Source organism: Janthinobacterium sp. 64 (genome assembly GCF_002813325.1).
In the GTDB taxonomy this organism is placed as follows: Bacteria; Pseudomonadota; Gammaproteobacteria; order Burkholderiales; family Burkholderiaceae_D; genus Janthinobacterium.
The window spans coordinates 706111-718792 of sequence record NZ_PHUG01000001.1 but is presented as its reverse complement, the minus strand read 5'-3'; the positions used below and the strand labels follow the sequence as shown (position 1 = coordinate 718792).

10 protein-coding genes are annotated in these 12682 nt (G+C 63.8%); 2 read left to right on the top strand and 8 right to left on the bottom strand.

Going from position 1 to position 12682, the window contains the following annotated elements; translation table 11 throughout:
* Nucleotides 1-6: 6 nt before the first annotated feature.
* Both prsK and CLU91_RS03045 read right to left on the bottom strand, forming a co-directional pair.
* A complete protein-coding gene (gene prsK, locus CLU91_RS03050) occupies nt 7-2109 on the bottom strand; it encodes an XrtA/PEP-CTERM system histidine kinase PrsK (RefSeq protein WP_100872932.1) in 2103 nt (700 codons plus the stop codon).
* Complete coding sequence (locus CLU91_RS03045; protein WP_100872931.1) at nt 2106-3494, bottom strand: TIGR03013 family XrtA/PEP-CTERM system glycosyltransferase; 1389 nt, start codon at nt 3492-3494, stop codon at nt 2106-2108. The genes prsK and CLU91_RS03045 overlap by 4 nt, the downstream gene beginning before the upstream one ends.
* A gap of 203 nt (nt 3495-3697) precedes the next feature.
* On the opposite strand from CLU91_RS03045, the gene nadB reads away from it, so the two are divergent.
* A complete protein-coding gene (nadB, locus tag CLU91_RS03040) occupies nt 3698-5311 on the top strand; it encodes an L-aspartate oxidase (protein WP_100872930.1) in 1614 nt (537 codons plus the stop codon).
* A gap of 121 nt (nt 5312-5432) precedes the next feature.
* On the opposite strand, the gene CLU91_RS03035 is transcribed toward nadB, so the two are convergent.
* The 6 genes from CLU91_RS03035 to CLU91_RS03010 are packed head-to-tail and all read right to left on the bottom strand — an operon-like array spanning nt 5433 to nt 12197.
* A complete protein-coding gene (locus CLU91_RS03035) occupies nt 5433-6794 on the bottom strand; it encodes a toxin-antitoxin system YwqK family antitoxin (protein WP_100872929.1) in 1362 nt (453 codons plus the stop codon).
* Nucleotides 6779-8125, bottom strand: a complete 1347-nt coding sequence (locus tag CLU91_RS03030; protein WP_100872928.1) for a toxin-antitoxin system YwqK family antitoxin — start codon at nt 8123-8125, stop codon at nt 6779-6781. Before CLU91_RS03030 ends, CLU91_RS03035 begins: the two co-directional genes overlap by 16 nt.
* 9 nt (nt 8126-8134) lie before the next feature.
* Nucleotides 8135-10498 (bottom strand): hypothetical protein, encoded by a 2364-nt coding sequence (locus CLU91_RS03025; RefSeq protein ID WP_100872927.1) that lies wholly within the window; start codon nt 10496-10498, stop codon nt 8135-8137.
* Nucleotides 10495-11253, bottom strand: a complete 759-nt coding sequence (locus CLU91_RS03020) for a PP2C family serine/threonine-protein phosphatase (RefSeq protein ID WP_100872926.1) — start codon at nt 11251-11253, stop codon at nt 10495-10497. The genes CLU91_RS03025 and CLU91_RS03020 overlap by 4 nt, the downstream gene beginning before the upstream one ends.
* Before the next feature lie 14 nt (nt 11254-11267).
* Entirely contained in the window at nt 11268-11951 is a 684-nt protein-coding gene (locus CLU91_RS03015; protein ID WP_100872925.1) for a vWA domain-containing protein, read from the bottom strand.
* Nucleotides 11952-11990: 39 nt separating this feature from the next.
* Nucleotides 11991-12197, bottom strand: coding sequence for a hypothetical protein (locus CLU91_RS03010; RefSeq protein ID WP_100872924.1), 207 nt, complete (start codon nt 12195-12197; stop codon nt 11991-11993).
* Nucleotides 12198-12226: 29 nt separating this feature from the next.
* On the opposite strand from CLU91_RS03010, the gene CLU91_RS03005 reads away from it, so the two are divergent.
* Nucleotides 12227-12670 carry a hypothetical protein gene (locus CLU91_RS03005; RefSeq protein ID WP_100872923.1) on the top strand — a complete coding sequence of 148 codons (444 nt, stop codon included), beginning with the start codon at nt 12227-12229 and terminating at the stop codon, nt 12668-12670.
* Nucleotides 12671-12682: the final 12 nt, after the last annotated feature.

The window sequence follows — 12682 nt, the reverse complement described above, 5'->3', positions numbered from 1 at the left end:
CTCCAGTCAACGGGTAGAACAGCGGAAATCTGGGGTATGACCCGGCGGGTCAGACCCCATGGCCGCATACAGCGGCAAGATCATGCGAAACGTCGTGCCTACTTGCGGCTCGCTGCGCACTTCCAGGCTGCCGCCCACTTCGCGCAGGTATTCGCGGCTTTCAAACACGCCGATGCCCATGCCCGCCGTCTTGGTCGTGTCGAACGGCTTGAACAGGCGCTCGCGGATGAATTGCTCGCTCATGCCCTGCCCCGTATCGTCGAGTTCCACCACGGCCGTATGCTGTACGCGCCGCAGCCGCACGTCCACCGTGCCATCGCTGGCCGTCGCCTCGATGGCGTTCTGGATCAAATGGCCCAGCACCCGTTCCAGGCGCGCGCGGTTGGCCAGCACCGTCAGCTCGCCATCGACGATTTCCAGCCGGGGTGCCGGCGCCAGGCTGGCCTTGGCTGCCACGGCCTGGCGCAGCAAGCCGTCGAGCAGCAGCGGCGCCGGTGCTTCCGGCGCCTCGCCGCGCGCGAGCTTCTGCAGCAAGGTCTTCATTTTCTGCACGGAATGGTCGAGCGTGCCCAGCATGTCTTCCTGAAATGCGGGATTGGCGCGGTGCTTTTCCGCATTGCTTAATAGCAAGGACAGCTGGAACACGAGGTTTTTGAGGTCGTGCACGATAAACGTGGACATGCGGTTGAACGAATCGAACTGGCGCGCCACCGTCAAGGTGTCGAGCGATTCGCGGTGGGCCAGGTAGCTGGCGGCCTGGCTGCCGGCAATTTTCAGCACGTCGCGGATTTCCCAGTTCAAGCTGATGTGCGTGCGGGGCCGCGCCAGTGCCACAAAGGCGAACAGCTGGCCATGCAGCATCAAGGGCACCAGCAGCCATACATCGGGCAGCGCCAGCAGTGCCGGCGGCAAGCGCAAACCGCCATACTGGCCCGGATTTTGCACACAATCGGGCACGTCGATCACCCATAGTCTTGCCTCCAGGAACTGGCACAGGGGGCCGGACGCCGGTTCGCTCCACGTGCCAGGCGGCCAGTTCCAGCTGGCGGCGGGAGCGAACTGCCCCTGTTCGCGCAAGATCCACAGCGCGCCGGCGCGGCTTTCCACCAGCTGCGCCATGGCCTGTATCGTGCGTTCGCCCAAGGCTGGCCCGTCTTCGGACAGCGCGCGCGTAAATCTCAGCCATTCTTCGCGGTAATCGAAGATGGCATTGTAAAAATGTTTATTGATATAGACCTTGAGCTTGGCGCGCAAGCTGCCGGAAAACAGCACGCCCGCCAGCAGCAGGGCCGCCCCGCCCAGGTATGCCATCTGCATCAAGGAACCCCAGGTGCCGCCGAAATAGCGCAAGTAATAGGCGCTGGCCGCCATGGCCAGCAGATAGATCGCCGAGCCCAGCAAGGCGGCCGAGCGGTACAGCATCTGGCGCGAAACGGACAGGCCCAGCGCCCAGCCGGGATTGCGCGCGGCCGACACGGCCAGCAGCGGCGCGCACAGGGCGTCGACGATGCCGCGCGCGGACCAGATATCGTCGTTGATCGCGCGAAACAGCAATGCATCGCTGTACAGATAAAAATCGTAGGCAAACAAGCCGCCCACGCCCAGGCAGGCAAACTTGATGCCCCAGCGTTTCAAGGGAGGCGTGTTGCGGTACCACTGTTCCACCAGCAGCATGCCCAGCACGGCCAGCAGCAAACGGCTGACGCTGGCGATGATGCGCGCAGGCAAAGGCAGCGCCAGCCACGACGAGGCCAGCGCGGACAACGCGGGCGCCAGCGCCGTGAGGACGATGCCCACCAGTACCAGGCGCAGGCGGGGCCGCGACGGTTCGATCAGCAGCAGCAAAAACAGCAGCCAGGCCAGGGTGCGCAGCAATTCGAGCGCATCGCCGGCCAGCGCGGTGCGTTGCCCCAGCAGCACCAGCACCACCGTGCCCGTGGCCCAGCCACCCGTCGCCAGGCACGCCACGAGCAAGGCGCGCACATTTTGCCGCGCGCGCCAGTTGCTGATGAGTAGCAGCGCCAGCACGAAGAAGGCCAGCGACGCCAGGCCATGGCTGAGCGCCGCCGCATCGGCTGCCGCCAGCCAGTCCGACTGCTCCCGCATCATCGGCTGCCTTTGCCAAACAGCACCACCTGCACCGTGTCGAGCAAGATCAGCAAGTCGAGGAACAGGCTATTGTTTTTCACATAATACAAATCGTATTGCAGCTTCTTGACGGCATCGTCGACGGAAGCGCCATATTGATAGCGCACCTGGGCCAGGCCCGTGATGCCAGGCTTGATGCTGTGACGGATGTTGTAGTACGGCACCTGTTCCTTCAATTGCTCGACAAAATAGGCACGTTCGGGCCGTGGTCCGACAAAACTCATCTCGCCGCGAAACACATTGAGCATCTGCGGCAACTCGTCGATGCGCAGCTTGCGGATCAGATTGCCCACGCGCGTGATGCGCGCATCGTTGGCCAGCGCCCAGATGGGTTTGCCATCGCGCTCCGCATCGCAGCGCATGCTGCGAAATTTCAGCACGTTGAAGGGCAAGCCGTCGCGCCCCACCCGCTCTTGCTGGTAAAACACGGGGCCGCCATCTTCCAGCCGAATACACAGGGCCGTGGCCAGCATCACGGGCAGCGCCGCCAGGCAGATGATGCTGCTTGCCGCCAGGTCGAACATCCGCTTCGAGCTAGCGCGGAAAAAGCTCTGGTCGAAGCCGCCGCCGTAGATCAGATAGCTCGGTTGCAATGAATCGATGCGGATCTGGCACGCTTCGCGCTCGAAAAACGTGGCCGCGTCGATCACCTTGACCCCACCCAGCGCGCATTCCAGTAGTTGCTTGGCAGGAAACGCGCCATTGCGCCGGTCGCTGACGGAAACGACGATTTCATGCGCGGCATGGCGCTGGGCCATGGCCAGCAGCGACGGTTCGGCCGGCAGCAAGGCCGAGGCCGGCACACAGCATTGCTCTCCCGCCACATCGATGCAGCCGACGACGGTAAACTGGTGGAAACCGCTCTTGCTCGCTGCCAAGTCCATGCATTCGCGCGCCAGCGCCCCGCCGCCCACCAGGATCAGCCGGCCTTCCATCAGCGTCGATTGTGACGACTTGAACACCACCAGGCGCGCCAGCAGCACGCCGATGGCGCCCAGGCCGAAGATCAGCACGCTGCCACGCCCGAAATGCAAGGAAGGGATAAAACGGATCAACACACTGAGTACGGCAAAACCCAGCGCGAACGACGGCAGGATGCGCAACAGCGTATTGCGGATGTCTTCGCGCGAGCGGTGCTGGTACATGCCCAGCGCGCTCATGCTGAAAACGATGACCAGCGCAAAGATCGTGGACGACAGGTAGATCTCGCCCACGCGCAGCACGCGGCTGCCGTCCGCCAGCCACAGCATCGATGTCAGGGTGGCCGACAGCAGCAGGATCAGGATTTCCAGCAACAGCAAGATAAATGCTGTTTTCGAGACATAATGGCTGAAGATGCGGATCATGGTTCCTCCTGCGGCAAAAAGCATCACGCCGCGCACGGGGCGGCTTGCGGCTGTCTTGCCATGATGGCGAACTGTTCCGCGAAGACATTGATGCGCCACAAGCTACGGCCCCAGCTATCTTTCGCTTGCATAATTTATCTCAACACATTACCGAATGAGGGGAAATGGCATATAGTATGCTTCCCCTAAAAGAGATGAATGTCATGAAATTTGATGTAGCGATTGTCGGCAGTGGCCTGGCGGGTTTATCGGTTGCACTGCATTTAGCTGAGACGCGCACCGTCGCGATCATTTCCAAACGCGCGCTGCTCGATGGCGCCAGCAACTGGGCGCAGGGCGGGATCGCGGCCGTGCTGGACTCGGGCGACAGCCACCAGCAACACATCGAAGACACCCTGATCGCGGGCGGCGGCCTGTGCGACGAGAGCGCCACGCGCTACATCGTCGAGCACGGCCGCGAAGCCATCGAATGGCTGATCGAGCAAGGCGTGCCGTTTACGCGCGACGCCACGGCCGAGCTGGGGTTTCATTTGACCCGCGAAGGCGGACACAGCCAGCGCCGCATCATCCACGCAGCCGACGCCACAGGCCATGCCGTGCAAGTGACGCTGGAAGAAAAGGTACGCGCCCACCCGAACATCAGCCTGTTCGAACACCATTGCGCGATCGACCTGATCACCTCCGACAAGCTGGGCATGAAGCCGACCCAGCGCAACGCGCAACCGCATTGCCACGGCCTGTACGTGCAGGATGAGCAAACGGGTAAAGTGCTGACCTTCGCCGCCGAGCACACCGTGCTGGCCACGGGCGGCGCCGGCAAGGTGTATTTATATACCACCAACCCCGACACGGCCAGCGGCGACGGCATCGCCATGGCCTGGCGCGCGGGCTGCCGCGTGTCGAACATGGAATTCATCCAGTTCCACCCGACTTGCCTGTACCACCCCTATGCCAAATCGTTTTTGATCACCGAAGCCATCCGTGGCGAAGGGGGCTTGCTGAAACTGCCGCCTGAAGCGGGCGCGGCAGCGGGTACGCGCTTCATGCTGGCCCACGATGAGCGGGCAGAACTGGCGCCGCGCGACGTGGTGGCGCGCGCCATCGACTTCGAAATCAAGAAACGCGGTCTCGACTACGTGCACCTGGACATCAGCCACAAGCCGGCCGCATTCCTCATCGAACACTTCCCCACCATCTACGCGCGCTGCCTGGAACTGGGCATCGACATCACCAAGCAGCCTATCCCCATCGTGCCCGCCGCCCACTACACCTGCGGCGGCGTGGTGACGGACCTGGCGGGCCGCGCCGACTTGCCGGGCCTGTATGCGGTCGGCGAGACGGCCTGCACGGGCCTGCATGGCGCAAACCGCCTGGCATCGAACTCTTTGCTGGAATGCATCGTCATCGGCCGCGCCTGCGCGCAGGATATCGAAAGCAAGGAAAAGCTGGGCACGCCGTACCTGCCCGACTGGGATGAAAGCCGCGTCACCGATGCGGACGAGGAAGTGGTCATTGCCCACAACTGGGACGAGCTGCGCCGCTTCATGTGGAATTATGTGGGCATCGTGCGCACGACCAAGCGCCTGGAGCGGGCCCAGCACCGCATCGCCCTGTTGAAGGAAGAAATCGACGAGTACTACCGCAACTTCCGCATCACGCACGATTTACTGGAACTGCGCAACCTCGTCGACGTGGCCTCGATGATCGTCAACAGCGCCCTGTCGCGCCGCGAAAGCCGCGGTCTGCACTTCAGCCGCGATTATCCGGAAACCTTGCCGAAGGCAATCGCCAGTGTGCTGACGCCGCCGCACCGGTAATGTTACGCCGCAGTCCTAGACTATTTGTAAGCCGATAGCATCACCGAACCCTCAGGCAAAGAGCCGGGGTCAGACCCGACGGGTCTGACCCCAGTCCTTGTCTTGGGTTAATTGACATGCTTCACTGCTCCGGCATCTCAAACTCAATTCCATCTTCCGTGTACGACATCTTCGCGGACGCCCCCGTGCACTCCCCATGCGGCTCGTCCGCCACATAGCGGCATTCGCTTTCCAGGCTACCATCTTCCCGCCAGTGCCGCGTCCAGCCCTGGCGCTCGCCATCGACATACTCGATCAATTGACGCGGCTTGCCATTCGCATGCCAGGAACGCAGCGCGCCCTCCTCGCGGCCGCCCGCGTTCCACTGTTTCTGCACCATCAATATGCCGGCCCGGCTGAAGCGCTGTTCGCTGCGCAAGACGAAGTGGCCGCTGTGCGTGCGCTTGCTGGCCACTGTGCCATCCGGGTAATACTCGACGCTGTCGCCGGCCGGCTTGTCGTCCACGTATTGCGTTGTACGCTGCACCTTGCCATCCGGGAAGTAGCCGGTGCTCGGTCCTGACTGGATGCCGTTCTCGTACCGGCTGCGGCTTTCCACCGTGCCATCGGGATAAAATAGCAGCAGCTCGCCCTCCGTCTGGCCCTTGATCTGATTCATGCGCGTGCGCAACTTGCCATCCTCATCGAAGGTTTCCACCAGGCCATCGGCGCGGGCGCCGTTCACGTACTGGCTGGCCTCGTTCAGCTTGCCCGTATCGTGATAGGTCCGCTGTTCGCCTTCCTGCACGCCATTGCGCCACGTGTTGCGCATGGAAATCTGGCCCTCAGGACGATACAGGGTCTGCACACCTTCCTGCACGCCGCGGCCATCTTGCTCCACCTGCATTTCCAACTGGCCATGCGGGTAGTACATGCTGTAGTTGCCCACCAGCTTGCCGCGCAGGTAATCGGGATCGTTGACCTCGCCAATCAGCCGCTTCGGCTCGCCTTCGCGCACGTGATAGATCTCGACTTGCCAGGTGGCGCGCGTCTTGCCTGGCGGCAGCGGGACGACCAGCGCATAGCGCGCATGTTCCTTGACTTCGCCGCGCGTCAGATTGTGATTCAGGTACAGGCGCGCCTTGCCATCGGTACAGGCTTGCGGCTCGCAACCGCCCAGCTTGCCGACATCGGGCATGCCAAGCGGTCCGGCGCCACCTGGCGCGGGACAAGATCTGATACGCATCAACAAGGGCGTTTTGTCACGTATCAGCTTGGCCAATTGCTGCTTCATGGCGGCGTATTGCTGCGCGTCCAGGCCCACGGACACGGCATCCATCAGCACCTCCCTGCCGCCGCAGCCGCTGTCGCTGGCCAGGGTCAGCACATCGCCGTCGGGCGTCGCCTTGATCGCGCTGACCACTTGCCGCTGTTCGATCTCGGCGTGGGCCAGTACCGGCCACAGCAGCGTTGCCAGCAGCACATGCTTCACAAGGCGCGCCATGCCTGCTCCTTGCGCTGCAGTTCCGGCGCTGGCGGCGCTTCGCCGCAGCCGCCCTGGGCCTTGCCGGCCAGGTACTGGCATTCGCCCTTCAAACTGCCATCCTCGTGCCAGCTGCGGCTCCAGCCGTCGCGCCGGTCGTTCACGTAGTCGATGGCTTGTTCCGGCTTGCCGTTCTCGTACCACGAGCGCGACGTGCCCTGTTCGCGCAGTCGTGCATCCCATTTCCGTTCCAGCACCAGCACGCCCTGAGGGCTGTAGCGCTGGATACTGAGCAGCCCGCCCTTGTCTCCATATTGCTGGCGGCTTTTCACCTTGCCGTCCGCATAGAATTCCATTGCCTCGCCCGTGGGCAAGTCGTTAACCTGCGTCATCCTGGCTTGCACGGCGCCATCCGGGTAGTAATTCGTGCTCACGCCATTGAACTTACCGTTCTGCATTTCCGCGCGGCTGGAGATTTTTCCATCAGGGAAGTATGTGAGCATCTCGCCTTCCATCTTGCCGCCGCGCAAAGTGTAGCTGCTACTCAGCTTGCCATTTTCATCAAACGTCTGCACTGGCCCGTCGAGCTGCTTGCCATCGCGGTAGATGCTCGTTTCACTCAACTTGCCGGTCGCGTGATAGCGCTGATGCTCGCCTTCTGGCAAGCCATGGCGCCAGTCACCACGCAGCTCCAGCGTGCCATCGGGAAAATACTTGCTGCCGATGCCATGCTGACGGCCCTGCCCATCCTGCGCCACCTGTTTCTCGATCTTGCCATCCGGGTAATACGAGACATAGCCGCCCACCAACTCGCCGGATGCATAATCGGCGCGGTTGACCTGGCCCGACAGGCGCAGCTTGTGGCCCGCCACGCTGTAAATCTCCACCTTCCACGTGCCAGGCTGCTTGCCTTTTGGCAAGGGCAAGATCAGCACATTCGGCGCCTTTTCCTGCTCGATGGGGTAGAAACGCTCGTGCAGGTACAGCCGCGCCTGGCCATCGGCACAAGTGCCGGGCGTGCAGTCGGCGATCTTGCGCACGATGGGCACGCTCACATCGTCCGGGCATTTTTTCAGGGTGACGAGCATGGGCGTCTTGCTGCGGATCTGCTTGGCCAGCCCCGCTTTCAGCGCCTCGTACGGCGCCTCGTCCAGGTTCACCGAGCGCGCATCCATGCGTATCTGCTTGCCGCCGCAAGCCGTCTTGCCCGCAATACTGAACACATCGCCGCCTTCGCTATCTGGCTCGGCCGCCATGGCTGTTACCACCAGGCGCTGCACGATGTCCGCCTGCGCCATGCCTGAGGCCAGCAAGGATGCGCCCAGCACGGCGCATATCGTCTTGATTTTCATGCTATTCCTTTAATTATCCGCCGTGACGGCCACACCGCCCGGCTCGAAGCTGACCCGGCCATCGCGGTAGCGCACGAGCACCACCACCTTGGCATCCTGCAATTGACCGTGCTGCACGGCCGGCAAATAGGTCCAGCGCTTGACGCTGTCGAGCAGCACCTTGTTGAGCATCGGCTCCATCGGCAACTCGGCCGCCGCATAGCTCAGGGTGCCGTCGGCCGCAATGGTCAGGGTCAAGCGGTTTTCACCCCTTGCGTGCTTTTCGTCCAGCACGCCATAGGCAACCGTCGTCATCGTCTCGCGCTGTACACTGCCGACCTGGTCCCGCAAGGGCGGCATGGCCTTGAGTTTGGCTGCCAGCAGCGCGCCCTCGGCCAGCACCTTGTCCCAGCGTTTCTGGTAAGCGCCCGGCTGCGCCAGGCGCAGCACCTTGGCGTTCAGGTCCATGCGCTGCGTCATGCGCGCCACGCCATTGTCGGCCGGCTGGCCCGGCTCGGTTGGCAAGGCATGCTCCACGGCGTAGCGGTAAGCCGTCAGCTGCGCCAGCGCCACCAGATTGACGGCATCGCCCTCGTCGCCGCCGCGCAGCTGCGCCGCGGCCGCGATGCCCAGCCAGGCCGTGCCATCGGTCGGGCGTGCCCACACGGCTTGCTCGAAGTACTGGCGCGCCGCCTGCGGTTCGTTCAGGCTCAGATGCATGCGGCCCATGGCCGCCGCCACCAGATGGTCGCGCGGGTTCGCTTGTAGCAGGTCGAGATAGGTCGCGACCAGCCCCGGCTCATAGCCGGGCACCCAGCCCAGGCCCTCGAGCAACGAGGCGCGCAGCTGCGCCTGCGTGCGATCGATGCCGTAGCCGGACGGCTTTTCCTGGCCGGAACGGTACAACAGTTGCAAGCCGCGCGTGACGGCGTCATCGTCGCCCTTGCTGATCGCTTGCGACAGGCTGCGCACGGCCTTGCGCGCATCGGACGGCTGGAAACCGGCCGCCTTGCGCGGGCGCCAGCCAAATACTTCCAGGCCTGCCGCCTGCTCGGCCTGCGCCTGCAGGGCGGCCTTGTCCTTGACTTCATCGGACGACGAGATCCAGGCCGTAAAGCCGATCAGGAACAGCACGATCAGCAGCACCACCACGGCCCAGCCCTTGCCGGAAATGCCGACCGCATTGGCCTGCCCACCGCCTGCAGGCAGCCGTACGGGCGTCTGCCCCGGCGCCGTATGATGCGCGCCGTGCGCGCCGCGCGGGCTGCGCTGCTGTGGCAACGATTGCTGTTGCAACTGCATCTGCTGCGCCTGCACGGACGCCTGCCCGGCCGCGACGATGACCTTGTCGCGCGCACAGGCGGCGCAGCCGAAGCCGGCAAAATGCTGATGTTCGGGATTCGCGGCGCACACGACCAACTTGCCGCCGCTGCGCTGCGCATAGCCGCGCAGCAATTGTGCCCAGTCGGCTGCCGACGGCCGCTGCGGTTTGGGGGATTGCGAAAAAGCGCGGTCGAACATGGCGCGCAGTTCTGGCGGCATCAGCGCATGGCCGCTGGTGGCGTTCGGCGCCAGCTGCTTGTGGCGTTTGATCCCATACGCATAGCAGCCGTCGCGGATACGCCCGGGAATATCGGTCGCCACTTGCGCATTGCCGGGCCGCCCGCTGTACGGGTGAATGCCAAAGTTGAGCAACTGGAAGATGACGACGGCCAGCGCAAAGCGGTCTTGCGCCATTTCCGTGCCCGCCGGCATGCCCTTGCGCTGGAATTCCGGCGCCAGGTAGTCGGCCGTGAATTGCTCCGCAGGAAAACGCTCGGCATGGCCCTGGATGCTGAAACCGTCGCAATCGAGCATGGCGATGTACAGCGAATCGCGGTAAAAGCGCAGATTCACGGGCTTTAAATCGACCACGTAATGCTGCTGCTGGTGCAAGGCATCGAGGACAGCGGCCAGGTTGGCAGCCAGGGTCAGCTTGGGACCGAGTCCCGTGGGCAAGCCGGCCGCGCGCGCCTGCCTCTCCTGCATGATCTGTTCCAGCTCGGCCGTCTGCGCCATGTCCAGCAAGGGCATGACGAAACCGGCGAAGCCGCCCTGGCCGTCGAACACGGCCGCCTGCGGCCACGCAATCTGCACGTAGCGCTTGCCGTTTTCCAGCTGGTCCGGCAGCTCGGGCGACAACTCCAGCATCGCTTCGAGCTTGCGCCGGTTGGCGGCCCGGTCCAGGTGCGGATGGTACAGCTTGGCCACCTGCGCGGGCGCGTCCGGCAGCAAATACACGCTGCCCGCGCCGCCACTCTTGACGAGTTTTCCCAGCACCAGGCTACGGACTTTGTCGAGCCATATCTTGCCGCCCGGACTCAGACCGGGCGCAACTCCTTGCTTGCGGCTCATGCGCGCAAGGCCAGCAGCAGGGTCTTGTCGTCGCCCGTGATCTGGTGCGTGCGCGGGTCGGCCAAGGTGGATGCCAATGCTTCGTTGCCCAGCTCCACGCTGTCGACCGTGCGCAGATAGCCTTGCACGGCATCCATGAACGGTGCGTACAGCGCCGCATTGTTCTTGCTCATGGCAAAGGGCATGCAGCCGTCCGACATCAGCACGACGCCGCGCACGGATTGGGATATCGGCAGCAGGCGCAGCTGTTCGCGCCAGCGCTCTCCCGACAGAAAATAGGTTTCGTTGGCGTATTCGCCATTGGCGGGCAGCGAGATCAGTTCGCCCCCATCGCCCAGTTGCGCCACGCCCAGGCCATCGCCCAGGTGGAAAAAGAAGCCGGCATCTTGCCCCATGACCACGCCGACGACCGTGGCCGCGTAGTCGTCGAGGGTGGCGTTGGCGGCGCGGGCGATGTCGTCGAGCGCAGCGCGGATCTGCGCCAGGGTGCCCGCCAGCGCGCCGTCGTGCAAATCCTGCACGCTGGCGCCCTGCTCCAGACGGCCAGCCAGCGCCTGCACGGTGTGCGCGGCAACAAACTGCGCGCCCTGTTCGCTGAGCCTGGCCGAACCGGCGCCATCGCAGACGATGGCCACCAGCACGTCGCCCACGACGGCGTGCGCGTGCGCATCCTGGCAAGGGATGGCTTTATCCAGGTGCGCCTTGCCCGTGACGGACGCGCCGAACACGCGCCAGGTATTCTGTACCGCAGTCATGGATCAGCGGGCTTTCACGTATTGACGACGGACCAGCCGTCCGTCGAGGCCAGCTGCGCCTGCGCGCCGGGACGCGATTGCGACACCACCTGCATGCTGGCGCTCAGCCACAGGAACAGTTCGCGGAACTGCAAGCCTTTCAGCTGCTTCACGCCCCGTTCGCCACGGCTGGAAAACTGCCCCAGGGTATCGATATTCGCGTGGTCGCCCACGGCGATGGGGAAGATCGCCACTTTATTCGCCTGCTCGGCCGCGCGCGCCTGTTCGGCGCCGTGCTGCCAGCGGTCCGTCGGCTCGCCGTCCGACATCAAGAACAGCCAGGGCCGCGTGTACGCCACGCCAGCGGCGCGGAAACGCTGTTTTTCCTGCTCGATTTCCGCCAGGGCCAGTTCCACGGCCGCGCCGGTCGGCGTGGTGCCGTTCGCCTCAAGGCGGGGCGCGGTGAAATCCATGGCGTCGCACCAGTTGCTGGCCACCACCGCTTCATCGTGGGCGCCATATTGAATCACCAGGATGCGCACGCGCTTGGCGGCGATCACGTCGGACTTGAGTTCCTGCTCCAGCAAGGCCAGGCCATCGTTGAGCAGCGAGACGGGTTCGCCATCCATGCTGCCGGAACAGTCCAGCACGAGCACCAGCGGCGTGCGTTGTTCGGTATTGTCGACCAGGGCGACGTCGGGGATCATTATTGAACTCATGGGCAATCGGAAAATGTGAAATCGGACATAGTGCGAATCTTACATCACGCGCCACAACTTGCCGCGCGAGATTGCGTTGATGAAAGATTTTTGACGGCGCGGCGCCTTGGTCGGCTTTGCCTGACGCCAGATAACCGCACCCCGCAAAATATCAATCCCCATCTCATTCGGATGAATGATGCGCCGCGCAGCGCCCTTGCCTAGACTGGCTTCAGCCTCACGCCCGCCCGACCGGGCCACGCGCAAGGGGCACTCAACCATCGAGGGACGACATCATGAAAACCATCATCCTGAGCACATTGCTGGGCCTGTCAGCCACCTGCCTGGCGGCGAGTGCGCAAACCCTGCCGCAAGACAAGACCGTGGAAGTGCCCGGTCACTCGCTGCGCATCGACGTTCCGGACCAGCCCCATTACATGCTGCGCGAAGACTTCCTGAACTTCGCAGGCGCCTACGACCTGTCAAATGGCGACACCCTGCAGCTGCGCCGCTCCGGCAGCATCATGTATGCGCGCATCGGCAACCAGCCCGAACACCGCATCGTCGCCACCAGCCGCAACGCCTTCGTGGCGCTGGACCGTCAGCTGAAAGTGCGCATCGACCATCACGACGATGGCAGCGTGGGTGGCGAGCTGGTGATGGTGGTGCCGGCACGCCAGTTGGCCGATGGCAGCGCGCAGGGCGAGCATCTGGCCACGCTGGGCTTTCCCGGCCGCTGACGGCATGGCATG